Raw genomic sequence first — 22,623 nt, forward strand, 5'->3', positions numbered from 1 at the left:
TACCGCACGGGTAACTCTGGGCGCACGGGCGACAAGCGCACTATGGTGGCCTGCATGCCCACATTGCAACAGCGACTGCGCACTTCGGCACCACTTCCGTCGACGCCGGCCCGCGTGGTCGTCGTCGGTGGAGGCTTCGGCGGGTTTCATGCCCTGCGAAAGCTGCAGAAGCTCCTCGAACCGGAACGGGCGGCACTGACGCTCGTCGCGCCCAACGACTACCTGCTCTACAGTCCGCTGCTTCCCGAGGTCGCGACGGGTGTGCTCGATCCGCGCGATATCGCTGTCTCGATTCGGCAGACACTGCGCAAGACCAAGACCGTGCTCGGGCATGTGTCGGCGGTCGACTTCGGTGAGCGGCGCCTGCTGGTCGAAGGGCACGAGGGCACCACCGAGATCGAGTGGGACAAGCTCATCCTGTCGCCGGGATCGGTCACCCGGCAGTTCGACATCCCCGGTGTCGCCGAGAACGCGCACGGGCTCAAGACCCTCAGTGAAGCGACGTTCATCCGCAACCACGTGCTGGCACAACTCGATGCGGCCGATTCGCTGCCCGACACCCCGGCCGGGCGGGCCGAAAGGGTGGAACGGCTCACCGTCGTCGCTGTCGGAGCCGGATACACCGGAACCGAATTCGTTGCGCAGATGCAGAATTGGATCAAGGGTATCGCCACGCGATGGGCGAGCATCGACCCGAACGACGTCCGATGGCTGTTGGTCGACCTGGCCCCCGCCGTGTTGCCGGAGTTGGGTGAGCAGCTGGGTAAAGAGGCTCTGGGTGTGCTGAAGGCGCGGGGCGTCGAGGTGCGGCTCGAAGTGACCGTGGCGTCCGCGACAGCGACGTCGGTGACATTGACCGACGGAACGGTAGTGCCGTCGCGAACTCTGGTGTGGGGTGCGGGCGTGGCACCGAGCCCGTTGATCGCGACGCTCGGTCTGCCGACGGAGAAGGGGCGCCTCGTCGTCGCACCGGACATGTCGGTGCCGGGCGTCCCGAACGTGTGGGCCATCGGCGACGCGGCCGCGGTTCCGGATCTGGCCGCCGACCCGTCGAAACCCACTCCGCCGACAGCCCAGCACGCGCAGCGCCAGGGCGTCCGGGTCGCGCGGAATGTCGCAGCGAGTCTCGGTGTAGGAGAAGCGAAACCGTACGTGCACAAAGACCTCGGTCTGGTGGCAGATCTCGGCGGCTTCGACGGTGTGGCCAAGCCTCTGGGGGTTCCGCTCACCGGGCCGCTCGCCAAGTTCGTCGCTCGCAGCTATCACCTGTACGCGCTCCCGACCACGGCGGCGAGAGTCCGCGTCGCGACCGACTGGCTGTACTCGACGATTCTGCCCACCCGTGTGGTGAACCTCGATCAGGTTCGGTCTGAGGATGCGTTGATCGCGAAGGCGCAGGGCCAATAGAACTACGTGCGTGCTCGGTTACGGGCGAAGGTAACCGAGCACGCACGGGCGCTGCAGCCGCACTACTTCAGGTGGTGCACTTCCTGCAGTCCGTAGACAGGGGTCTCGATGCCCTCGTATCGGGCTTTGATCTGCAGTGCCAGGTACAGCGAATAGTGCCGGGACTGATGAAGATTGCCGCCGTGGAACCACAGGTTCTCCTGCTGCGTCGGCTTCCACATGTTGCGCTGCTCGCCCTCCCACGGCCCCGGATCTTTTGTGGTGTCCGAGCCGAGGCCCCAGACCTTGCCCACCTTGTCGGCGGTCGCCTGATCGATGAGGTCGGCGACCCAGCCGTTCATCGAGCCGTAGCCGGTGGCGTACACGATCACATCGGCCGGTAGTTCGCTTCCGTCCGCCAAGACCACGCCGTTCTTGCTGATCTTTTCTACCTGTCCCGCAACCAGTTTGATCTTCCCATCCGCGACGAGTTCCGATGCGCCGACGTCGATGTAGTACCCCGAACCGCGGCGCAGGTACTTCATGAACAGCCCGGACCCGTCGTCGCCGAAGTCGTGTTGGAAGCCCGCCTTCTCGAGCCGATCGTAGAAGTCCTTGTCCTTCTCCGCTATCTGCTGGTACACGGGAATCTGGAACTCGTGCATGATCCGGTACGGCAGCGACGCGAACGTCAGATCGGCCTTGCCCGTCGTCATACCGGCGTCGACCGCACGCTCGGAATACAGGTCACCCAAAGCGATTTCACACAGTGAATCGGACTTGACGATGTGCGTCGAGCTGCGCTGCAGCATCGTCACGTCCACGCCGGTCTCGTAGAGCGCCTTGCAGATATCGTGTGCGGAGTTGTTGGAGCCGACGACGACGACCTTCTTGCCGGCATACGCGTCGGGACCGGGGTGCTCGCTCGAATGATGCTGTTCGCCTTCGAATTCCTCCATCCCGGGGAAGTTCGGCACGTTCTTCTTGCCGGACATTCCGGTCGCCATGACGAGCTGTTTCGGGTGCAGGATCACTTCTTCACCGTCACGATCGAGGACGACGGTCCATTCCTGGGCCGCCTCGTCGTACGTGGCGGATTTGGCGGTGGTGCGGCTCCAGTACGGGACCTCCATCACCTTGGTGTACATCTCGAGCCAGTCGCCGATCTTGTCCTTCGGCGCGAACACGGGCCAGTTCGCCGGGAACGGTAGGTAGGGGAGATGGTCGTACCAGACCGGGTCGTGCAGGCACAGGCTCTTGTAGCGGCCTCGCCACTGGTCTCCCGGCCGGTTGGCCCGATCGACGACGATGGCAGGCACACCGAGCTGGCGGAACCGTGCCCCGAGTGCGATGCCGCCCTGCCCGCCGCCGACGATCAACGCGTACGGCTGGACGGTGTACCCGAGCTCCTTCTCCTCGACCTCCTTCTTCTCCGCCCAGTTCTTCGTATCGGCGTTGGAGCCGTGGACGGCGCCCTTGATGCGGGTGTGGCCCTGACGCTCCTCGTGACCCTTCAGCTCCTGCATCGTCGTGAGCAGAGTCCAACCCTCATCTCCCTTCAAGCGCAGGTGACCCTTGCCGCGGCTGGTCGCGGTCTCGAATTCGATCCAGGCCGAGGTGACCCCGTCGGCCTCGTCCGGGGTCTCCGTGGTGTGAAAATTGGACGGGTCGGTGTCCTCGAGGCGCTCGGCGAGCATGCCCTTGATGCCGTCGCGGCCCTCGACGGTCTTGAGGTTCCACGTGAAGGTCACCAGGTCGCGCCAGAAGCTGTCGACGGCGAACTTCCCCGCGACGCGGTCCAGGTCACGGGCTTTGAGGGCCGCCTCGAAGTCGCCCAACCAGGCGTCGACCCGTTGCTGGGGGGTCTGCGAGAGAACCGGCGGCTCGATGGTCTGGGTCATGCGTGACTCCCTTGTCGCTGTAGTCGTGTGCTGTGACCCAGCACACTCCTTCTGCGGCGGTCGGTCGAGAGTTGCAGCGGGTTGCACACGGCACCCGTCACGCGCCGCTGCGTACGAACCGATCGATCGAGGACGCGAGTCGATCCGGTTGATCCTCGGGCAGGAAGGTGCGGGAGTCGTCGATGATCTCGAGTCGAGAGACCGGGAAGTCCTCGGCCAGGCGTTCCGCATGCCGAATCGGAAAGAACTTGTCATCCGACGCCCACGCGACCAGAACCGGCTGCTCGACGCGTGGAAACGCGCGAGCCGCGTCGAGCGTGTCCTTCTTGTCGACGGACTTCAAAAACTTCACCGCGTCACGTCGGGTGCCACGGTCGAGGACAGGGGTGAAGTAGTGGTCGAGTACATCGTCGTCGATCCGCCTCCGGCTGAGCCAGCCGTACCCGATGGGCGAGCGGCCGAGAAGCCTGCGCAGAAGGGGAACGCGCATCAAGACCGCGAGGACGTCGAACGTCGCCGGAACGCGCGCCAACCACGACAGATAGTCGAACATGGGCGGCGGAAAGTTCTCGTACGCATCACACGGAGTCAGTACGACGCGGCCGATGCGCTCCGGATGGCGGGTGATCACCAGCTGCGTCAGCATCCCACCGCCGTCGTTGCCGACGAGCGTCACATCGCGGAGATCGAGCGTCTCGATCACCTCGGCGACAATGGCAGCCAGACCCGTCGCCGTGAGATCCGCATCAGGATCCATGGCGACCCGATGACCACCGAACGGCCAGTCCGCGGTGATGCAGCGATAGTTCTCGGCGAGGCCGGGCACCACCTTCCGCCACACCGCCGCATTGGTGAACAGGCCGTGCACAAAAACTATCGGCGCACCGGTACCCCGCTCGTAGATCCGCACGGCACCACCGTTCACCGGTACCGTCCTCGAACTGCCCAACTGCGATTCGATATCCATGCTGCACTTCCCTCCCGAAAGGCTTCCCCTGACCAGGGCTTGGTGCAAGCATTGCGGGCATGCGTGCACACGCGCTTCCAGAATCGTGCTGTCCCGACAGCCCTCCGGGTCATTCCGCAGGCTCCACTCCCGATCCTCTGGGTCATTCCGCGGGCAACCCCGATCCAGTGCTGTGGCTGTGGGAAGGCCAGGCCGTCTACCTCGGGCCCTCGCTGAAACTCGACTTCCACACCGGCTCTGTCCTGTGTTTCGCCGTCGGCGTCGACGCGCCGTTCACTGTGCTGGACGAACGATCCGGGCGTTGGACGGTGCGCAGTGCCACCGTCGGGCCGAGGACGATGCATCGCATCGATTCGCACGGTGAACGAATGTTGTTCGGGTACTTCGATCCCGGAGCTTCGCGGGCGAGGGCGATCGTGGACAGAATGACGGTTCGGCACGGCGGAATCTGTCTGACGCACGACGCCGAAGCCGACGTTCTACGGCTCACAGGTGCAGACGAACCCGATCCCCGCGAGATGCTGTCGTGCGTGAGCGGCCCCGAATCAGGGTGTGTAGACGAACGAATCGTCGACGCGATGGAACGGCTGCGAGCCAAACCGGGTGCGATGATCGCTGCACCCGAGTTGGCCGCTGCCGTCAATCTGTCGACGTCGCGCTTTCTGCACCTGTTCTCCGCCGAGACCGGTACCAGCTTCCGTCGGTACCGGCTGTGGGCTCGAATGCTGCACGTGGGGGCCGCGGTGGCCGACGGCAGCGACCTGACGACGGCGTCCGCGGAGGCGGGTTTCGCATCACCGTCGCACTTCAGTGATTCGTTTCGTGCGATGTTCGGGTTGTCGGCCGCTGCGCTGCTGGCGGGAGGAACCCGAATCGTTGTCGAGAGGTCACGCTAGCCGTCGAAGCCCGAGCGACTGAAATCCGACGACGTAGATCAGCGTCCACAGCACCAGCCAGTCGATGAATCCGAGGGCGTTGCCGCTGAGCCCGGTCGCCACTTCCGGCTCGTGCAGAATGTGCTGCGCCGCGAACCGGTAGTAGAAGACGAATGTGCCCAGTGCCAGCACGAACGTCAGCGCCGCGCGGACGGATGGGCTGAATCGATTACCGAAACCGTTGGCCCAGAAAATCATCCAGAATGCCCAGCAGACACCGATCTGCGCTGGGAACTGATCGATGACGCTGCCGAGCTCGGCGGTCGCACCGGGTCCGATCAGAAGCTTTGCCAGCGGCACCATCAGGAAGTAGAGGGCAGTACCCACAACGACATTCCCGACGGTTGCGGCAATGGCCGTCCTGCCGCCTCCGCCGAACAGCCTCCACGGCCAGTTGTCGAGCGTCTGACCGGTGAGAATGACGGCGACGACGATCGAATAGAACCATCCGAGCACAGTGTCGACCGATATATCCAACAGTGGTCACTGCTACCAGGGCTCTGACCTGTACCGATGGGAGTATCGAGATGTCCGTACAGCTGCGCAAGCTCGATTGTCCGACCTGCTCGACGTTCGTTCCGCTGCACACCGCGCCGGTCGAGGTCAACGAGGCAGGACTCACGAACGCGTGGTCGGCGCTGCTTGAGGTACAGGCGTCGGTGTCCGACTACGCCGATGCGCTCGCCATCTACACCGCGCATCCGACGACCGGTTCCCGCGCCCTGGTGGCCATGGCAGGCGCACAATTGATGCTGTCGGTGTCCGAGCTACCGGAGGTGTGAAGATGTACGTCACGCGGGAGCAGCTGCAGGAGATTTACGGATCTCGGCTCGACCGAGCTTGCTGCTCGACAGCAGCGCTACGCCGACGAGGCAGAGGCGGCGCTCGGTGATCTGCGGATCGCATACGAGGCCGACGACAGCGAAGCCCTACGACGCGCATCCGAGCGCCTGGGGCACGCTGCAGGCTGGCGAGTGCTGTACGGCGAGGAACAGACACGACGGGGTCAGGGCGACACCTCAGGCACCCCTCGCCCGCGTGAGCCATGACAGGACGGTCGGGTGACATACGGCTTGCACATGCCGGTCGCGATATTGTTCGCCACGACAGAAATGCACCTACGTAGGAGGTTCTTCTGGTGGCCAGCACCAAGCGTTGCCCGCACTGCAATCAGGTTGTCCCGGTAGTCAATGACGGGTCGGGGCCTGGCGTCGATGAGCGCGGGAGTCCGTGGATATTCATTGCGCATCAATTCAATGATCCTCGCGACGAGGGGTACACCGTTCGGCTCGATTGCCCCGCTGGGGGTTACAACGAGTACACCGCGCGGACGAGCTGCTAACGGCGAACGCCAGGCACGATAAAGGCCCCGGCTCGGCTGCCATCGATCACCGAGGTCGGGGCCTTTCGTGTGCGCTGGTACTCGTTCTGGTCGGACCGTGAGTCAAATGAATCATGCACCGACCATGCAATACGGGGTAACCGTACGAGTGTACTGTTTGGAGAATCGGGGTACACTTTTGAACAAAATATCGAAAAAATGATTTCTGACAACACTTTTCAGGTCTATCCCAGGCGTTTCCGCAGGTCAGAGGCTTGCGATCGCGGATATTCTGCGATAGAGAGAGAACCGAGGCTGAGAGCTGGGTCAGCCAGGCTCATCGAGTTAGGCACTCCTAAGCCCCCCCTACCCGCTACCCACATCCGCTGTGCTGCATGGACATACGCGACCCACTCGGCCTAGACGTCTGGAGCAGTCTTTGTTGCGAGCTGGAATAAGCTGTGTGACAGTGTGGTTGAGAGGTTCAGATCTCGTCGCACACCACACAACCAAGGGGCGCATCCTAATGTCCGTTCTCGCACCGACGATTCCGGTCAACCTGCCAGCGCTGGTCTCGCTACGTCGATCGGCGGCACGGGCTGCTGTGGTGGTCGATCGTGTTGGACGAAAAGCTTTGTATTCAAATCGATGTGAAGTAGTTGTTTCTCAACTAGCAAGTGCAAGTGCACAGTTCGTAGCAGTGATGGTGGTAGCAGTGGTCATGGGTGCAGTGCAGGCAGCGCTTGCGGTGGGCAGAGTGCTACTCGGTGCGGTGCTGCGACTGTGTGACTACTTGAATCAGACAAAGCATGAACACGTTGCACCACAACCAATCAGCATCGACATGGAACTACATCAACTGCAGACAGTGAGTAGGTTGGTCGATCGGTGGGTCAGGCACGGTGTGGCACAGGGCTTCGAGGTGGCTCGGTCTCTGGTCACACCCGCTGCCTAGGATCTCGGGGCTCCGTAGTAGCGCTCGGCTGTGCCGCACACGGTCGACCATCGTTCGTTCCTGGCCTCTCATTTCGATTCTGCCGGACTACCGGTGCCCTGGTGACTGGAACTACCCACCGACCTCGGAACGGCTGCACGGCTGAAGTAGGTGGACCGTGGAGCGCTCGACGGGGTCGATGGGTAGTCGGTCCGATTCGATGGGACCCGCGCAAGGGAACCGAACCGGACGTGTTGCTCGACAGGTGAACTCGGTGCACCAACACCTGTTCACATCCGGCCCCCGAAAGAGTTTGAACCGAGCCGGATTCGGTCTGTTGAGCTATCGGATCACGCGGACCCGACCCCCGGTCCTGCAATTGAACTCGGGGAAGATGGGGTGTCCTGCAGGTGGATTGTCCGCGTCCAACGGTTCGATCCACCTGCAGGACAGGTCTTCTAGCTACGCACGAGGGAGCGCGTCGTAGTCCCCTTTGCGCATCTTCACGCGCTCGGGTGGCGTGTCGGGCCCGGTGTAGACATTGACCCACACCAGCGAGTCCGGTGAATCAGGCAGACAGCGCCAGAGATTCAGGGGAATTCCTTCGCGCTGTTCCTGATCGATCCCGTCGGCGAACTCGGATTCCGCCGCTGCCATGTTGAACTCTCGAACCCCGACGACGGTGCCGAACCCCGGCATTAGTTGATCCCGAGGTCGACCGCGAACGCCTTCGGCTGCAGGACGGCCACGTCGGCCCTCAGGTGTGCGACGAACGCAACCTGCCCGTTGTCCGCATACTTCTCCCGGAGAAATTCGATCTCGAAATTTTGTCTGATGCCGATCGCCAGCGCGTTCCATTGGCCGGTGTAGACCTCGGAAGCGAGGTTGCTCGTGCCGACGGTGAGGTTGGTCGGTACCTGATTGGTCGGCAAGATTGGCAACAGACCTGCGGGTGGAGTCAGGTAGTTGTGCTGGTCATCCTTCGCCTTCGACAGAGCCGTAACGCTTCTCGGTGCCACGATGTGCGCGTTCGGGGTGTAGTTGTACGCGGCCACGGTACCGGCTGCATCGAGCAGGAAGTCGTACCCTACTGCGGTGCCGTTGGTTCCGTGGTTCGTGACGGTCACCCCGGAGGTGTTGAGGATGCCTCTCGGCTCGGGTGCGGTACCGGTACCTCGGAGTGCTGCGCGGTCCAACTCGGACGCGAACGATGCCGCGAAAGCCTGCGCGATGATGTCGGATACCTCGGTGTCGTAGAACAGCTCCCGCGACAGGATGATAAGGCGTGAAAGCGATTTCGCCGTCAACGTCACCGCATCGAACGAAAGATCGTTGGTCACGACCGGACCGTTCTCGGCGCGCCAGGCAGGGCCAGGGTCACCGGTCACTCTGGGGATTTTGAGCGAATTGGAGGTCATCGGAACCGTGGTTGCGCCCGCTTCGATCACACGGGACTGATTGCGGGCCAGCTCGATCACCCCGGCAGCAACCGGCAACGGCACGAGATGTCCACCAGCCGTGGAAGATCCCTCGGACAGCGCGCGCTCCAGGGTCGCATCCTTCCAGTCACCGGTCACCAGGCCACGGACGTACTTGTCGAACGAGGGTGCGGGAGCGTTGGCGTCGGTGTAGCCGTTGGCACGGTTGTAGTCGGCGAGGGACTGGCCCCGAGTAAGTGTCAGTGCGCCTTTGAGCGGGTTCGCGGCTGCTGCTCGGTCTTCGGTGCCCTGAGGCTGTTCCGTAGTGGTCCGGCCGGATGCGATCGAGTCGATGACTGCGCGGTTGCGGGATTCGAGTTGGTCGAGCCGAGTCTGTGCATCACGAACGTGCGCCTCGATCGAATCGAATTCGTCGGCGTCTTCACCGGTGATCTCTTCGCCTCGGGTAGCGATGTCTTCGAGCTGGCTGCGGGACTCGGAAATCGTCGCCTTCAGCTCCGTGATGTTCATCTGGGCAACAGTCTTTTTCGGTCGTGTGGTCATGGTGTTTGTTTCCTATCGGGGTATGTCGAGCAGTCGTAGCCGCATGGCCATCTGCTCGGGGCTGATTGTGTTGGCAGACCGAACCCCTGCTATGGCTGCGGTCGGGTAGCAAGGAACATCGGTGAGCGAGACTTCCCGAAGCGAGGCTTCGATCCGAACGATCTTGTTCTCTCGGTGGACTTCGCGGTTACGGATCGGCACGAAGCCGACCGAGAATCCATCGACCAGATCGGACCTGACAGCTTCGAGTGCGTCGTTGCCTGCAGTGGTATCGGGAACATGAAAGGCCACTTCGAGCCCGCGCAAGGTCTCGGTGAGTTCGGTTGCAACACCGATAGCGAGCTTGCGCCGATCGTGGCCTACGAACAGCCGGATCTTGTGGGAGCGTTCGGAGATGCTGCGGGCGAAAGCACCGGGCTCGAACGACTCGGTGTAGCTGCCGCCGCGCTCGTGGATCTCGGTCTCGACCCCGTACGGGATGGCCAGTCCGTGGATTGTTCTTCCCTGCGCCGATGTCTCCAGCTCGGTAGCAGCACGGTAAAGTGTCTGTTTCATAAAAGGATTCGATTCATGCGGAGGATACGCCCGGCGCTTGTCGGCCTGACGTGCTTGTCCTTCAACGCATCTCGATCACCGAACGGCAGGCTCCCTGCGGCTGATGGACTAGTGCTCGGCCGCGAGAAACACCCACTGTCCGGGGCACCGGATCTCTCGACCTGACCCCCAGGATACCCCCCAGGGGTACCAAGTCCAGTGAACCTGGCACCCCATCGCGGTCGGACCGAGCTACCTGCAGCGCTTGCAGAGTTCGTTCGGTTCTGCCTGCCTCACGCGGCGTGTGCAGACCCGGCACCGTGTGACCTTGACTCGGGGTGGCCTCGGCGTGGTCGGGACCTCTCGTGCGATCTGCTGACGCCATTGGTCATCACGGAACACGATGCGCCCCCATGTCCGGTAGATCCCAGTCGTCGCCGTCGACCAACCACGGAATCGGAATCCCGACGATGTCGAGATCTCCCGCGTGGACGATCGCGAGATCGTGATCGAGCCTGACGGCGATCGGTGGTCGGTCGGGCAAGCTCGCACGTAGCTTCGGTTCCATCCGGTCGATCACGTACTGGGTGATTCGTGCGATCTTTATCGTGGTGATCGTTTCGGCGTCCATGTCAGGCACCCTCGATCGACTGGCCACACGTCGAGCAGAATCTCGCGGGCGCTGTCTTGGCACACTCGCCGGATGCACAGACCAGTCGACGCTTACCACCACCGAGATTCTTGAACATGACCTGCATTCCCGTCACGATCGGTCGGCCACAGACCGCGCACCCGGTTTTGGATGAGTACTTGGCAGCGAACGGCTTCGGCGCGGTGGTCATGCTGTCTCCTCGATTGGATCGGTGTGGACGTACCTGACGCGCCCGTTGCTGGCGCTGAGATGCCCGTAGGCGACCTGGCGATCGACTTCCCTACGCGAGTACCCGGCACGTTCGAGGCTGGCGTAGGTTTCGCCTGCGACGTGGGTACGAACGCGCAAGAGCAATTCCTCGGTGCGGGTCATCGGATGCGCCGGTCTGTATCGTGAATCATGTTGTTGTGCATGCCATTTACTCCTTAGTGATAACGATTTTCGTGTATACTCCACTGGTCCGATCATCGAATTCTGTGGAGGTAGTTCATATGTCGGCATCCGCGCTGGTTCACCGTCCGAAGTCCGCTCGGCCCCATTTGCTGCCGGTCGAGTGCGTCGACGGAGAGTTCTACGCTGTTTCTGCCAACGGGCGACGCTGGAAACTCGCGCCGCCGGTCGCTTAGAGACCCCCCTCAAGGCCCCGGTTCGAGCACTTTCGCCTGTGTTCGAATTCGGGGCCTTTCGGCTACCAGTGGACCGGATAGGCGTTCCGATCGCTCCGCGTGGACGCCAGGGGGTCGGAATCAGCATCTCAGTCGAGGTTCGCAACCGCTGCCCGGTACCGTTCGCGGCAATCGACGGCCAACTCGCGCACCCGGCGCATCTCGTCGAGCAAGGGTGCGCCGCCGCCGTCGACCGCTAACGAGACCATCAGCGTCGGCACCGCGCCTTCCTCGACCGCTCGGTAATTCGGCCACCGAGGAAACGCGGCGTGTGAAGCGCCTTGCTCGTTGATGACATTCTTGAGCCGTAGTGTGGAATCGAGGCCTAATCCTTCGATAATAGGAATGCAAATCTCGTAAAGATGTCCGGCTTTCAGCTGTTCGAATTTCTCCATTGCGCTTTCTCTGTCGCGCCAGTCGATTAGTACGTTCACGATCGCTCTCCCTTCTCCGTCGTAGTAGCCGGTGATCTCGAATTGGAACTTGACGTCGTATTTCGGATAGTCCTGCATTTTAGAATTCTCCGAATTCTTTGTCGTATTCCGCCTTCGTAATCCCGGACGGCAGCTGCGGACCACCCTCGGCGTCGTCGTCTTCGTGCGCCTCGGTGATGTCCTGTTGGGCAGAGGGGTCCGACCGAACGGGGCGCGCGCCAGCGCCGCCACCAGTGAGGTTCGGAGGCGAAGCCGACCCCTCCTGCCCTTCCTCTTTAGAATGACTTATTGAGTCATCTAAAGTCAGGTCAGGTAAAGCGGGGGAATCCCCTAGGGACGTCTCGAGGGACGCTGAAGGGGGGACATCCGAGGGGACATTCTTCGGGGCGGCGCTCTTCTTCTTGCGGCACCACCAGGTTTCCGGGCACTCTTCATGCTTCCCGCGTTGGTGCCGCTTCTTGATTCTCCAGCCTTCCTTTTGCTCTTCTCTCTCGGCGGAAGTAGTTTGCGCATCCCATTCGATTTGCCATTCATCGGCCGATAGCTCGATCGCCAACCCGTATTCCACTAATAGCGCAATTGCCTTCAATGGTTCGGGGTGGCGCGTTGCTTTACCTAGCGCGTGTAGAGGAATTGCACCGTCGGTTTTCGCGTTCGTTGACCACACTCGCAATTCGAGTAGGCATAGAACCGCTCGTGATCCTTCGTCGCTGAGTAATAGCTTTAGCACGTTGGAACCGTCGAAGAATTCACCTTCGATGATCGTTCCGTAACTCATTTCGATCTACCTTCCCTTCTTCGCCATTGCATGTAGTGGTTCTGGCACATCCCCCGCGAACGTGACTCTTTGTCGCACAACGCGTGCTCGCACAACGGTTTTCCGGCTTCGGAGAGTTGCTCATCGGCGGCGCGCTCGAACGGTTCCGGGTCCCAGTAGTTGGGCCAGCGCTTGCCGGTGCATTGGCCGATCGCTTTCACCAGTTCACCCGGCAACGGAGCTTGTGGCAGTTGACGTTCGGCCCGTCGACATCGGGAACCACATCGGGCAGCGGCGCATCGGAGTAGGGCGTGGCGGGCGCTGGTGGCGGCGTGAACGGCGTTGTGGTCGGCGGCGGTGCAGTCGTGGTGGTGGTCGGCACGACGTACGCGGGCAAGGGCTCCGAGGTGGCGACCAGGACGGTTGTGCACCCGACGACTCCGAGGGAGATTACCCCGGCGACGACCCATGCTGCGGTGGTGTTGGCGGTCATCGTCATTTCACCAACAGCGCCGAGATACGTTCCCGCTGTTCGGGAGTCAGCGGCGGCGCACTGGCGACGATCTCTCGTACGCGGTCCTCGATCTTGGACGTGGCGAGTTCGGCTTCGAGAACCGAGTGGTCGGCGTAGGGCTGATCGCGCCGAGAGACACCGAGCTTGCCGCCGAGTGATTGGGTGCGCTTGGACATGGACATTTTCAGTTCTCCTGCTCGGTCGATGACTGGCGCTCTATCGCAAGGGATTCGACCTCTCGTCGGTCGACCAGCACGAGCCTTCCCATCGGGAGCCTGTACCCGGTGAGCTGGTTACGGTCGATGAGCTTCTGCACGGTCGGCAGTGAGCAATTCAGGGCCACTGCGGCGGTCTCTCGTGATACGAGATTGACGTCGATCGGATTCTTGATCTTGAAACGTGTTGCCATGATGAATCTTTCATGAATGCAGGCGACAGAGGAGCGCTGAAGTGCGACCGTGCCGGATCTGCGGTGAGGGGTGGAGCATTCGCCCGTAGGCGACGTGAAAGCAGGCTGAAGGTCAGCGGCTCAGTGTCACACGTAGGTTGCGTGAATTTCGGCGAACATCTGTTCGGCTTCCTGAGCGAGACGTTCCCGGTATCGGCGGTTCCACTCGGCGACCTTCTCTGGGTGCGCCCTGCGGTACCGGCGACTACGTTCAGCGGAGCCAGACCTGGGGAGATACTTCATTCGCGCGGCCTCGATCCCGGTGTCGTCACGGGAGAGGCGGTCTATCTGTTGGGTCGTGGGTGCGGTCGCTCGTGCTGCCGGTGGAGAGCTGCCGCTGGCGCTCAGGAACGTGTCGGTGGTGGTCATGATGTCCTGCCTCTCGTGGTGGTGTAGATCACATCAACTCGGTACCCCTGCGGGGTATTCCCTGCCTGCGTTCCGAGACTTTACTCGAGATTTTCCGGAATGCCATGTGTCCAGAACACTACGCGTCTGACCAGCGGATAAACAGTCTTGTTCTTCTATGGCACCCGTGGTTCAATTCCGCAGCAACAGGACCGTAGCGGGACCGCGTGTGGAGATGTCGGTGTACCGGATCGATCGCGGATCGAATACGCGGGCACCGCGCCCTGTCGGCAGAATCTCGACTCGGAGAGCAGCTCGGATGAACGCGCGCTGCTGGTCGATGTCGGCGTCGGCGATCGTCGTAGTGGCGTCCCACGGGAGCGCATAGAGAATCGGGTCGACGGCGCTGGACTCGATGATCGTTTTCTGTCGCTCGATCCTCGGCATGATCCCATCACGAAATGCCAGATATTCGGCCCTGGTGCGCTGTCCTGCGCCCTCCTCTTTCGCTGCCTGCAGTAGGTCGGTGTTCAAGCGGTCGAGTTCGATGCGCGCGAGGGCAACCGTCTCGTCGGGTTCCGGGGTAGCGAGCAGTTCGCGGGCGCGCCATTTGTCCACCAGGTACCGCATGATTTCTCGGGTACGTTCGTCGACCTTGTCGGCTCGTCGGGAGACATGGTTGAGCGGGCACCGGTACTGCGGATGTCTCGGTGCGGTGAGCTTCTCGGTGACACCCTGGTTTGCCCACCTCATCGAGCGCCCGCACACGTTGCCGCCTTCGAGTACCTTGCCGCACGTGGCGATACCGGTCAGCAACCGCGTCGGGGCCGGACCGTGTGCGACGTAGCGTTCGGGGTCGGTCAGAATCGCTTTGAGCTGCAGGTGCTCGTCGTGGGTGATGATCGCGGGCCAGTCGCCCGGAGTGTCGGTCGGTTCGCCTCGGTAGACGCGGATGCCTGCAAGCGCGGGACGGAGCAGGGTCTGTTTCACGACGATGTGCTGCCACTCGTCGGCGTGGTTCTTTCTGGTCGGTCTCGCCACACCGGAGTTGTTCCACTCTTTGACTATTCGGGTGATCGACTTTCCGGCAGTCAGTATGTCCGACACTGCTTTTCGAATGAGCGCTGCCTGCGGCTCGTCGAGCGCGTACCGTTTCGATCCATCTGTGTCGAACACTCGTCGGTACCCGAAACCCAAGTCGCCGTGCGGTTTCCCGGATTCCGCCCGTGCTCTGGCGTTGCGGATGACCCGTTTCGATGTCCTGCCTGCTTCCAGGGCGCTTGCTGCTGCCGAGAGTGTCGTCTGGTATTCGTGCTCGGGGTTGTCGGGGTCGATGACAGAGGTTCCGTCGTAGAGTTTGACGCCGCGTTCCCGGCAGAGCTTTAGCAAATCTGCTATCTCGCCGACCTGGCGACTCAGGCGCGACTGTTCCCAGACCATGAGCACGTCGTCGGCGCGGAGTGTGTCCGTGAGTTGGGCGTAGCCGGGTCGAGCCTTGCCGGAGTATCTGGACGCGCCTATGCCGTCGTCACGGATGATCGGGCCATGCTCCCAACCCTCGGAGTCGGCCACCCGTTTAAGCGCGTTGATCTGCTCATCAGGGGATCGACCCTTGCCGTCGCGGTCCTGACTGACTCGGGCGTAGATGACAGCGCGCATGTGACCAGCGTAAACCGTCGTGTCGACCACCCGATTCAGTGACCCCTGTAACGCATGACAGTGTCGACCGTCATCAGCGGGTCGGTCGCCGACAGCGAGACCGAAGGCAGGCCGAAGACGAAGTACAGGGCGAGGGTCGGGACGGCGACGAAGGCGATCTCGCACAATCCGATCAGCGGTTGCTTCATTCCGAGTGCGGTCCACGGCCAGTGCTGCCAGTTGAGGACGACCATCACCCACGTGGCGAATCCGAACAACACGAACAGTGCGCCGGCGAAGTAGCCGAGGCCGCCGTCGCGGGTTCCGGCGAAGTCGGGGAACAGTGATCCGAGTCCGCTGCCGAGGAGCCAGGTGACCGCTACGGCGAAGATACCCGTCGACGCCAGAATGGTCAGTCCTCGCCACGGTTGTCTCCACTTGTCGAAACCGGCGAACTCGCAGTCGAATCCGATGAAGACGATGAACAGAATCGCCCAGAAGAGTGCCGCATTGAACGGCAGCGGATAGAAGTTCCACGGACTCGTCGACGGGTCGGCGAGTAGATACCAGCTTGCGATCGAAATCAGAACGACCACCGCGAGATTCGCTGCGCCGAATGCGAACCATCGGCTGTGCCCGGTTTCGGCGGGTGAAAGATCCTGCACAGGGGCAGTGGTTGCGGTCATGATCAGCTCTCCTTGGCTACGCGAGATGTGGCGCCGTAACTATGAGCTGGATCACAGGGTTTGCATCAGGGTTGCGGAGGGTTGCACGGGTCGGTGCAACCTCGAATCGTGCTGATCGAAACGGTTTCCCGACACCGAAGCGATCCATAGGCTTGCATCGAGCGACCGCGGACAGAAAGGCAATCACCGTGTCACCATCTGTACACGAGCAGGTACCGGTCGGTGTTCGTCTGCTGGGCGCATCGACCGCCGGTGTCCGGGACGTGGCAGCCGCGGCCGAGAAGCTCGACGCATCCGAGACGGGCTTCGTCGTACTCGGCTCGTCGATCGCAGGTCTCGAACCGAGCACGCTCGCGAGTTACCTCGCCCGGCGCACCACGAACATCGGTGTCGTGGTGGAAGCGGCAGCGCAACGCGACCACCCGTACAACATCGCACGACGCGTCGCCTCCCTCGATCACCTGAGCCGTGGACGCGCCGGATGGTGGGTTCTGCACGACGACCCGAAGACCGAACTCGGTCTCGGCCTTGGAAGTTCGTGGGTCGACGCGTCGTCGGAGGATCGCACTCTCGACGCCATCACCGCGGTGCGTGCGTTGTGGCGCACGTGGCCTGTGTCCTCGGTGGTCGGTGACCTCACCTCGAACATCTTCACCCACGCCGACGAGATCAGGCATGCCGATCACGACGGAATCTTCTCCACCGCAGGACCGTTGACCGTCCCGACGACGCCGCAAGGCGAACCGGTCGTCTTCGGCCCCGGTAGTTCCGACATCCCTGTCGACGTGCCGCACGGGGTCGTCTCGGTGGGGATCGACGACATCGACACGATCGACGAGATCGTGGGCGCAGGCGCAGCAGGCGTAGTGGTCCACCTCGACCTCGGCACCGAACTCGACCTCGGCACCGAACTCGATTCCAGCATCGATCGCTGGACGCACGACGTGCTTCCGCGCCTGGTCGAACGAGGTGTCGTCCGGCGACGGCTACCCGGGTCGACGCTGCGGGACTACCTGCGCGCCGGGTTGCCTGCCGAACCGGACCTCTCCACCCGTAGACCCGCATTCGCCTGAAACACCAGCTCACTTGAAACACCAGCTCACCTGAAACAGCAGTTCACTCGAAGACTGGGAGCACACTCATGTCATCCGAGCACGTGATACTCAATGTCAACGTTCTCGATATCGGAATTCACCTCGCTGCGTGGCAGAACTCCGGGCTACCGCCGACGGCGTTCGTCGACCCGGGGTACTTCGCCGACATGGCTCGGTTGGCCGAGCACGGAACGCTCGACGCGTTGTTCCTGGCGGACGGCCCTGCGATACGCGAGGATCCCCGATTCAAGCCGTCTCGGGCGCTGGAGCCGTCGGCGATTCTGGCGTTGGTTGCTGCGGAGACCGAGTACCTCGGGGTCATCGGAACGCTGTCGACGACGTTCAACGACCCGGTGGAGTTGGCGCATCGGCTGCTGACTCTCGATCATCTCAGCGACGGACGCACGGGGTGGAACGTCGTCACCACCTATTCTCCTCAGGCAGGGAACAACTTCGGGTTGGCCGATTATCCGGAGCGGAGCGTTCGCTACCGCAGGGCCGCCGAGTTCGTCGATGTCGTTCTCGCGCTGTGGCAGGCAGCCCGATCCCGCGTGCCGGTGTCGCATCACAGCCAATTCTTCGACGTCGACGGCCTGCTTCCGCTCGGTCCTTCGCCGCAGGGTCATCCGATCATCGTGCAGGCAGGCGGCTCTCCCCAGGGGCGCGCACTCGCCGCACGATCCGCGAACGCGGTGTTCAGCGCCGAGCTGACGTTCGATGCAGGGCGGGAGCATTACCGTCAGGTCAAAGGCGATGCGCGGAAGCAGGGTCGCTCGGTCGACGACGTCGCCATTCTCCCCGGGTTGATCACCGTCCTCGGCAAGACGCGCGAGGAAGCGCGGCGTCGCTTCGAGCATCTGGAAGGCTTTCTCCCCGAGTTCTATTCACTCGATCGACTGTCCACCGTGCTCGGTTACGACCTCCGTGGACACGCCCTCGATGCTCCCGTCCCGAAGGCGGCGCTCGCCGATGTCGACCCGGACTCGTTCACTGCGTCGCTCGGATTCCGCGAGTCGATCGTGCGCGCCATCGAGGAGAACGGCGGCACGCTGGGCGATGCGGTCCGTGAATTCAGCGCAGGGGGACACCGCATCGTCGTCGGGTCGCCGCAGGACGTTGCGGACACCATCGAGACATGGTTTCGGCGCGGCGCGGCCGACGGATTCAACCTGATGCCCGACGTGTTCCCGTCGGGGTTGGAGGACTTCGTCGATCACGTCGTTCCGATCCTGCGTGATCGGGGACTGTTCCGGCGTGAGTACGCCGAATCCACTCTGCGCGAGCGGTTCTCGTCGGTCTCGAGCCTCGATCGCACCGGCTGACCCCGAGGCCCCCTCTCCCCGGTCATGAGATGGCAGGCGGCTGCAACGCTCTGCAACCCTGTTTTCTGTGCGCCAGGTCACATAGACATACGTGCATCGTCTACTGGACCCAAGGAGAACCCGATGCGCGCAGCTGTGTACTACGGCCCGAACAAGGTGGAGATCGCCGACGTCCCCGAGCCGTCCCCCGGTGAGGGCCAGGTCAAGGTGAAGGTCGGGTACAACGGGATCTGCGGAACCGACCTGCACGAGTACTACGCCGGACCCATATTCATCCCCACCGAGCCGCATCCGCTGACGAATCAGCAGCTACCCCTGGTACTGGGGCACGAGTTCTCGGGCACGGTCACCGAGGTCGGCAAAGGAGTGACCGGCACCAAGGTCGGCGACCGCGTGGCAATCGAGCCGCTGTACCGCTGCGGCCACTGCGGACCGTGTCGCGCGGGCAACTACAACATCTGTCAGCAGATCGGTTTCCACGGCCTGATGTCCGACGGCGGGATGGCCGAATACACGGTCGTGCCGACGAACATGATTCACCAGCTCCCGGGCAACGTCTCGCTCGAACTGGGAGCGCTCGTCGAGCCCATGTCCGTCGCGTTTCATGCGGCAACTCTCGGCGATCCGAGACCCGAGGACACCGCAATGGTGTTCGGGGCAGGCCCGATCGGCATCGGTCTGTGGTTCGCGCTGCGCGGCAAGGGACTGCAGGACGTCTACGTCGTCGAGCCGTCGCCGACGCGTCGGGCATCGATCGAAGCGCTCGGCGCGAAAACGCTCGACCCGACGTCGGTCGATGTTCCCGCCTTCATCGCCGACGCCACCGACGGCCGCGGCGCCGACGCCATCTACGACGCGGCAGGGGTGCAGCCTGCAGTCGAAACGGCGCTGGGATGCATCGGCGCTCGCAAGCCACTGATCAGCGTCGCGATCTACGAAAAGCCGTTGATGACACCGCTTCAGAAGATCGTGATGAACGAATCCCGCATCCAGGGATCGCTGTGCTACACCTCGGCGGACTACGACGCCGTCATCGACCTGATGTCGCAGGGCAAGTACGACACGACCGGGTGGGTGGACAAGATCGCACTGGAATCGGTCATCGACGACGGCTTCGAGGCGCTGCACGCGGGCACGAAGATGAAGGTTCTCGTCGACCCCGCAGCGGGAAGGACGAACGAGGCACAGGAATGAGCGTCGCACTCGGCACCGGCGGTGGCCAGGGAATCGGCCGCGCATCGCACCGATGCGGTCCGGTGGTCCGCTGATCTGCCTTTTTGCACCTCTGACGTGATCTGGAGCACAATTGTCAGTGATGACTCAGTCGACAGGACCCGAACCTGCGCTGGCGGCCGGTGAAGACCCACGCCGCTACGCGCAGATTCTCACGGCCGTGTACGACGCCACGATGGCGGGAGGCAAGTCCCCGGCCAGGCCGCGAGAGGTGATCGGCGATTCCTGGCGCCGGCTGCAGACCCTCGGAATCGACCCCGAACAGCGCAGCGTCGCCGCGCAACAGATCGACGTCTCGGACCTGGAGCTGAGCCGTCGGGAATCGGGGTTGTTCGACGTCCTCGACGACCTGGCGCGCGGGCTCGAATCCGTCGTGCAGGACGGCGACAACATTCTCGTTGTCGCCGACCGGCACGGCCGAGTGTTGTGGCGTAGTGGCTCGACGTCGGTGTTGGACCGCGCCGACGGGCTCGGCTTCGTGGAGGGCGCGAGCTGGGCGGAGGACTCGGTCGGTACCAACGCGATCGGCACCGCGTTGGTGTCGCGGCGCGCGGTGCAGATCTTCTCCGCGGAACACTATGTGCGCAGCCATCATCCGTGGACCTGCGCCGGTGCGCCGATCAAGGATCCGCGTACCGGGCACGTCATCGGAGCCGTCGATGTCAGCGGGCCGGCGAGTACCGTGCACCCGACAACGCTGGCCCTGGTGGACGCCATCGCCAGGTTGGCGGAATCGCAACTGCGCGAACATCATCGGCAGAACCTCGATCGTCTTCGCTCTGTGGCGGCGCCGATGCTCGCCCGTCTGCAGGCGCCTGCGCTCGCGGTCGACGCGAACGGATGGGTCGCCGCCGTCGAGTCCATCGCACTGCGCAACCGCGTGCTGCTCCCGGAAGATCTTGCCACCGGCCGCTTCTGGTTGCCTACTCTCGGCGTGTGCGATTTCGAACCCCTCCCTGGAGGGTGGCTCGTCCGACCCGCGGGGGAGGGCGAGAGCGGAACCCCGTCACAGACCGGAAATTCGACGACGGTCAGCATCGATCTGCGTCATCCCCAGCAGACCAGGGTGCGCATTCGAAGCGAGGTCGGGGAATGGACGCACGAGCCGACGCCGCGTCACGCCGAGATTCTCTATCTGCTGGCCGTCAACCGTGAGGGCCGCAGCGCCGCGCAGATGGCAGCGGACCTGTTCGGCGACGACGGCAGGGCCATCACCGTCCGCGCCGAGATGTCGCGATTGCGCAAGCATCTGTCCGGCATCGTGTTGACCCAGCCGTATCGGTTCGACGAGTCCGCCACCGTCGAACTTCTCTTTCCCGAGGACATGAGCAGGCTGCTTCCGCATTCGACGGCGCCGGCCGTCCGGGCGCGACGCGTGCGCTGACCGGGCTGTGCGCGCGGAGTTACGTTGGGACGTAGCTCCGGGTGCGAGTGTGTGTATGGTTCTGGCTATGCAAAACAAAAGTCAGGCATCGTTGCCGCTCCTACTCACGGTGCTGGCGGGCGCGCCCTTTCTCGCCAGCCTCGATCTGTTCGTCGTCAACGTCGCGTTCGACGACATCGGGATGGCATTTCCCGGGCATACGTTGGGGGAGCTGAGCTGGATACTGAACGTGTACGCGATCGTCTTCGCGGCGCTGCTCATTCCGCTCGGGCGCTGGTCGGACCGTGTGGGCCGCAAACGCGGATTCGTACTCGGGCTGGCGCTGTTCACCGCCGCCAGCGTGCTCGCCGCGGCAGCGCCGACGCTCGAGATCCTCATCGGTGGCCGAGTTCTGCAGGCCGCAGGCGCAGCTCTGCTCACCCCTACCAGCCTCGGACTGCTGATCGACGCGGTTCCCGCGGAGAAGCGAGCGGGTGCTGTTCGAGTCTGGGCTGCGCTCGGTGCGCTGGCTGCAGCGTTCGGACCCGTCGTCGGCGGCCTGCTCGTCGAACTGTCGTGGCGTTGGGTGTTCGTCATCAACATCCCCATCGGCGTCGTCCTCGTCGTACTGGCCCTCCGGTTCGTGCCGGATTCGGCCGCCGGAGACCCTGCCGACACGCTCGACCTCGCCGGGGCATTGGCTCTCACGGTGGGAATCGGAACTTTGGCACTCGGACTCGTCCAGGGCCCGGACTGGGGATGGAGCAGCGCAGGCATCGTGACCTCGTTCGTGGTGGCAGCTCTCGCGGTCGGCGCATTCTGGCGCAACAACCGAAAGCATCCGTCGCCGCTCGTCGATCCCGCTCTCGTCCGCGTTCGAACGTTCGCATGGGCAAACCTGGCCGGACTGCTGTTCTCGGCGGCCTTCGCTGCAGGGCTGTTGGCCAACATCTTCTGGCTGCAGCAGGTGTGGGGATACTCCGCGCTGGCCGCGGGACTCGCGATTGCTCCAGGACCCGCCGTCGTGCCGCTCTTCAGCTATCTGGGCCAGCGACTCGCCCGACGCGTCGGCCCCGGTGTCACGGCGTCGATCGGCTGCGTGCTCCTTGCCGCCGGATCGGTGCTGATTCTGCTGTCGGTCGATACGACGCCCGGTTACGTGACCGCGTTTCTACCCGGTTGGTTGGTGGCGGGCGCAGGCGTCGGACTCGCGCTGCCGACCATCCTCTCCTCCGCCACGGCCGACATCCCCGCCGCGGTCGGTGCCACCGGAAGCGCGATCGTCAACATGAGCCGTCAGATCGGTACCGTCGCGGGCATCAGCGCCCTCGTCGCGATCCTCGGGTCGATCGACGGGCAGGCCGGATTCACCACTGCCTGGTGGGTGATCAGCGGAATCGGCGTCGCATCGGCACTGGCGGCGCTCGGGATGCACCCGAGGGCGGTGCATGAACCGTCGAATTCTGCACCGAGCACGCGCACACCGGCAGCGTAGGCGCACACTCTGTG

Annotated in this window: 24 protein-coding genes and 1 pseudogene; 8 read left to right on the forward strand and 17 right to left on the reverse strand. The window is 63.2% G+C overall.

Annotation, left to right across the window (positions count from 1 at the left end; all coding sequences use genetic code 11):
- Window positions 1–54: 54 nt before the first annotated feature.
- Entirely contained in the window at window positions 55–1,407 is a 1,353-nt protein-coding gene (locus RY1_RS07870) for an NAD(P)/FAD-dependent oxidoreductase (RefSeq protein ID WP_072802966.1), read from the forward strand.
- Between the two features lie 62 nt (window positions 1,408–1,469).
- Here RY1_RS07870 and RY1_RS07875 read toward each other — a convergent pair whose 3' ends face one another.
- Both RY1_RS07875 and RY1_RS07880 read right to left on the reverse strand, forming a co-directional pair.
- Window positions 1,470–3,287, reverse strand: coding sequence for a flavin-containing monooxygenase (locus tag RY1_RS07875; protein WP_072802967.1), 1,818 nt, complete (start codon window positions 3,285–3,287; stop codon window positions 1,470–1,472).
- A 97-nt stretch (window positions 3,288–3,384) separates the two neighbouring features.
- Window positions 3,385–4,254: an alpha/beta fold hydrolase gene (locus RY1_RS07880; protein WP_072802968.1), complete on the reverse strand. Its 870-nt coding sequence runs from the start codon at window positions 4,252–4,254 to the stop codon at window positions 3,385–3,387.
- 59 nt (window positions 4,255–4,313) lie between these two features.
- On the opposite strand from RY1_RS07880, the gene RY1_RS07885 reads away from it, so the two are divergent.
- Window positions 4,314–5,150 carry an AraC family transcriptional regulator gene (locus RY1_RS07885; protein ID WP_084727245.1) on the forward strand — a complete coding sequence of 279 codons (837 nt, stop codon included), beginning with the start codon at window positions 4,314–4,316 and terminating at the stop codon, window positions 5,148–5,150.
- On the opposite strand, the gene RY1_RS07890 is transcribed toward RY1_RS07885, so the two are convergent.
- Window positions 5,142–5,666, reverse strand: a complete 525-nt coding sequence (locus RY1_RS07890) for a hypothetical protein (RefSeq protein ID WP_245819536.1) — start codon at window positions 5,664–5,666, stop codon at window positions 5,142–5,144. The genes RY1_RS07885 and RY1_RS07890 overlap by 9 nt on opposite strands.
- 50 nt (window positions 5,667–5,716) lie before the next feature.
- Here RY1_RS07890 and RY1_RS07895 point away from each other — a divergent pair, with 50 nt between their 5' ends.
- Window positions 5,717–5,971: a hypothetical protein gene (locus RY1_RS07895; RefSeq protein ID WP_072802969.1), complete on the forward strand. Its 255-nt coding sequence runs from the start codon at window positions 5,717–5,719 to the stop codon at window positions 5,969–5,971.
- Window positions 5,972–7,906: 1,935 nt separating this feature from the next.
- On the opposite strand, the gene RY1_RS07905 is transcribed toward RY1_RS07895, so the two are convergent.
- From RY1_RS07905 to RY1_RS07970, 14 genes and pseudogenes are all read right to left on the reverse strand, one after another.
- Window positions 7,907–8,143: a hypothetical protein gene (locus tag RY1_RS07905; RefSeq protein ID WP_072802971.1), complete on the reverse strand. Its 237-nt coding sequence runs from the start codon at window positions 8,141–8,143 to the stop codon at window positions 7,907–7,909.
- Window positions 8,143–9,393 carry a phage major capsid protein gene (locus RY1_RS07910; protein ID WP_072802972.1) on the reverse strand — a complete coding sequence of 417 codons (1,251 nt, stop codon included), beginning with the start codon at window positions 9,391–9,393 and terminating at the stop codon, window positions 8,143–8,145. The genes RY1_RS07905 and RY1_RS07910 overlap by 1 nt, the downstream gene beginning before the upstream one ends.
- A 45-nt stretch (window positions 9,394–9,438) precedes the next feature.
- A complete protein-coding gene (locus RY1_RS07915; protein ID WP_072802973.1) occupies window positions 9,439–9,981 on the reverse strand; it encodes an HK97 family phage prohead protease in 543 nt (180 codons plus the stop codon).
- Window positions 9,982–10,351: 370 nt separating this feature from the next.
- Entirely contained in the window at window positions 10,352–10,591 is a 240-nt protein-coding gene (locus RY1_RS07920) for a hypothetical protein (RefSeq protein ID WP_072802974.1), read from the reverse strand.
- A 1-nt stretch (window position 10,592) separates the two neighbouring features.
- Window positions 10,593–10,802, reverse strand: coding sequence for a hypothetical protein (locus RY1_RS07925; RefSeq protein WP_072802975.1), 210 nt, complete (start codon window positions 10,800–10,802; stop codon window positions 10,593–10,595).
- On the reverse strand, window positions 10,799–10,960 hold the full coding sequence (locus tag RY1_RS29920) for a hypothetical protein (protein ID WP_156376382.1): 162 nt from the start codon (window positions 10,958–10,960) through the stop codon (window positions 10,799–10,801). The genes RY1_RS07925 and RY1_RS29920 overlap by 4 nt, the downstream gene beginning before the upstream one ends.
- A gap of 406 nt (window positions 10,961–11,366) precedes the next feature.
- The gene (locus RY1_RS07935; RefSeq protein ID WP_072802977.1) at window positions 11,367–11,789 is read right to left on the reverse strand and encodes a hypothetical protein; all 423 of its coding nucleotides are present in this window, start codon (window positions 11,787–11,789) and stop codon (window positions 11,367–11,369) included.
- Between the two features lies 1 nt (window position 11,790).
- On the reverse strand, window positions 11,791–12,489 hold the full coding sequence (locus RY1_RS07940) for a hypothetical protein (RefSeq protein ID WP_072802978.1): 699 nt from the start codon (window positions 12,487–12,489) through the stop codon (window positions 11,791–11,793).
- A gap of 196 nt (window positions 12,490–12,685) precedes the next feature.
- The gene (locus RY1_RS07945; protein WP_139279757.1) at window positions 12,686–12,961 is read right to left on the reverse strand and encodes a hypothetical protein; all 276 of its coding nucleotides are present in this window, start codon (window positions 12,959–12,961) and stop codon (window positions 12,686–12,688) included.
- Between the two features lie 2 nt (window positions 12,962–12,963).
- On the reverse strand, window positions 12,964–13,164 hold the full coding sequence (locus RY1_RS07950) for a hypothetical protein (protein WP_072802980.1): 201 nt from the start codon (window positions 13,162–13,164) through the stop codon (window positions 12,964–12,966).
- A gap of 2 nt (window positions 13,165–13,166) precedes the next feature.
- Window positions 13,167–13,391 (reverse strand): excisionase family DNA-binding protein, encoded by a 225-nt coding sequence (locus tag RY1_RS07955; RefSeq protein WP_072802981.1) that lies wholly within the window; start codon window positions 13,389–13,391, stop codon window positions 13,167–13,169.
- A 126-nt stretch (window positions 13,392–13,517) separates the two neighbouring features.
- Window positions 13,518–13,799: a hypothetical protein gene (locus RY1_RS07960; protein ID WP_072802982.1), complete on the reverse strand. Its 282-nt coding sequence runs from the start codon at window positions 13,797–13,799 to the stop codon at window positions 13,518–13,520.
- Between the two features lie 171 nt (window positions 13,800–13,970).
- Window positions 13,971–15,437 (reverse strand): recombinase family protein, encoded by a 1,467-nt coding sequence (locus RY1_RS07965; protein WP_139279758.1) that lies wholly within the window; start codon window positions 15,435–15,437, stop codon window positions 13,971–13,973.
- A 53-nt stretch (window positions 15,438–15,490) separates the two neighbouring features.
- Window positions 15,491–16,102 (reverse strand): annotated as a pseudogene (locus RY1_RS07970) (hypothetical protein); the annotation flags it as partial.
- 188 nt (window positions 16,103–16,290) lie between these two features.
- On the opposite strand from RY1_RS07970, the gene RY1_RS07975 reads away from it, so the two are divergent.
- The 5 genes from RY1_RS07975 (at window position 16,291) to RY1_RS07995 (ending at window position 22,609) form a co-directional block, all read left to right on the forward strand.
- Window positions 16,291–17,175, forward strand: a complete 885-nt coding sequence (locus RY1_RS07975) for an LLM class flavin-dependent oxidoreductase (RefSeq protein WP_072803081.1) — start codon at window positions 16,291–16,293, stop codon at window positions 17,173–17,175.
- A gap of 68 nt (window positions 17,176–17,243) precedes the next feature.
- Window positions 17,244–18,518 (forward strand): NtaA/DmoA family FMN-dependent monooxygenase, encoded by a 1,275-nt coding sequence (locus tag RY1_RS07980; protein ID WP_072802984.1) that lies wholly within the window; start codon window positions 17,244–17,246, stop codon window positions 18,516–18,518.
- A gap of 123 nt (window positions 18,519–18,641) precedes the next feature.
- Window positions 18,642–19,712: a 2,3-butanediol dehydrogenase gene (locus RY1_RS07985; protein WP_072802985.1), complete on the forward strand. Its 1,071-nt coding sequence runs from the start codon at window positions 18,642–18,644 to the stop codon at window positions 19,710–19,712.
- Window positions 19,713–19,833: 121 nt separating this feature from the next.
- On the forward strand, window positions 19,834–21,135 hold the full coding sequence (locus RY1_RS07990; RefSeq protein ID WP_072802986.1) for a GAF domain-containing protein: 1,302 nt from the start codon (window positions 19,834–19,836) through the stop codon (window positions 21,133–21,135).
- A gap of 67 nt (window positions 21,136–21,202) precedes the next feature.
- The gene (locus RY1_RS07995) at window positions 21,203–22,609 is read left to right on the forward strand and encodes an MFS transporter (protein WP_072803082.1); all 1,407 of its coding nucleotides are present in this window, start codon (window positions 21,203–21,205) and stop codon (window positions 22,607–22,609) included.
- The last annotated feature ends 14 nt before the right edge of the window (window positions 22,610–22,623 follow it).

The organism is Rhodococcus yunnanensis NBRC 103083 (assembly GCF_001895005.1).
Taxonomy (GTDB): domain Bacteria; phylum Actinomycetota; class Actinomycetes; order Mycobacteriales; family Mycobacteriaceae; genus Rhodococcoides; species Rhodococcoides yunnanense.

Excerpts from the sequence above, each read along its gene's own strand:
- RY1_RS07870 (WP_072802966.1), top strand. The coding sequence starts at position 55 with ATGCCCACATTGCAACAGCGACTGCGCACTTCGGCACCACTTCCGTCG.
- RY1_RS07875 (WP_072802967.1), bottom strand. The coding sequence starts at position 3,287 with ATGACCCAGACCATCGAGCCGCCGGTTCTCTCGCAGACCCCCCAGCAA.
- RY1_RS07880 (WP_072802968.1), bottom strand. The coding sequence starts at position 4,254 with ATGGATATCGAATCGCAGTTGGGCAGTTCGAGGACGGTACCGGTGAAC.
- RY1_RS07885 (WP_084727245.1), top strand. The coding sequence starts at position 4,314 with ATGCGTGCACACGCGCTTCCAGAATCGTGCTGTCCCGACAGCCCTCCG.
- RY1_RS07895 (WP_072802969.1), top strand. The coding sequence starts at position 5,717 with ATGTCCGTACAGCTGCGCAAGCTCGATTGTCCGACCTGCTCGACGTTC.
- RY1_RS07905 (WP_072802971.1), bottom strand. The coding sequence starts at position 8,143 with ATGCCGGGGTTCGGCACCGTCGTCGGGGTTCGAGAGTTCAACATGGCA.
- RY1_RS07910 (WP_072802972.1), bottom strand. The coding sequence starts at position 9,393 with ATGAACATCACGGAGCTGAAGGCGACGATTTCCGAGTCCCGCAGCCAG.
- RY1_RS07915 (WP_072802973.1), bottom strand. The coding sequence starts at position 9,981 with ATGAAACAGACACTTTACCGTGCTGCTACCGAGCTGGAGACATCGGCG.
- RY1_RS07920 (WP_072802974.1), bottom strand. The coding sequence starts at position 10,591 with ATGGACGCCGAAACGATCACCACGATAAAGATCGCACGAATCACCCAG.
- RY1_RS07925 (WP_072802975.1), bottom strand. The coding sequence starts at position 10,802 with ATGACCACCGCGCCGAAGCCGTTCGCTGCCAAGTACTCATCCAAAACC.
- RY1_RS07935 (WP_072802977.1), bottom strand. The coding sequence starts at position 11,789 with ATGCAGGACTATCCGAAATACGACGTCAAGTTCCAATTCGAGATCACC.
- RY1_RS07940 (WP_072802978.1), bottom strand. The coding sequence starts at position 12,489 with ATGAGTTACGGAACGATCATCGAAGGTGAATTCTTCGACGGTTCCAAC.
- RY1_RS07945 (WP_139279757.1), bottom strand. The coding sequence starts at position 12,961 with ATGACCGCCAACACCACCGCAGCATGGGTCGTCGCCGGGGTAATCTCC.
- RY1_RS07950 (WP_072802980.1), bottom strand. The coding sequence starts at position 13,164 with ATGTCCATGTCCAAGCGCACCCAATCACTCGGCGGCAAGCTCGGTGTC.
- RY1_RS07955 (WP_072802981.1), bottom strand. The coding sequence starts at position 13,391 with ATGGCAACACGTTTCAAGATCAAGAATCCGATCGACGTCAATCTCGTA.
- RY1_RS07960 (WP_072802982.1), bottom strand. The coding sequence starts at position 13,799 with ATGACCACCACCGACACGTTCCTGAGCGCCAGCGGCAGCTCTCCACCG.
- RY1_RS07965 (WP_139279758.1), bottom strand. The coding sequence starts at position 15,437 with ATGCGCGCTGTCATCTACGCCCGAGTCAGTCAGGACCGCGACGGCAAG.
- RY1_RS07980 (WP_072802984.1), top strand. The coding sequence starts at position 17,244 with ATGTCATCCGAGCACGTGATACTCAATGTCAACGTTCTCGATATCGGA.
- RY1_RS07985 (WP_072802985.1), top strand. The coding sequence starts at position 18,642 with ATGCGCGCAGCTGTGTACTACGGCCCGAACAAGGTGGAGATCGCCGAC.
- RY1_RS07990 (WP_072802986.1), top strand. The coding sequence starts at position 19,834 with ATGACTCAGTCGACAGGACCCGAACCTGCGCTGGCGGCCGGTGAAGAC.
- RY1_RS07995 (WP_072803082.1), top strand. The coding sequence starts at position 21,203 with ATGCAAAACAAAAGTCAGGCATCGTTGCCGCTCCTACTCACGGTGCTG.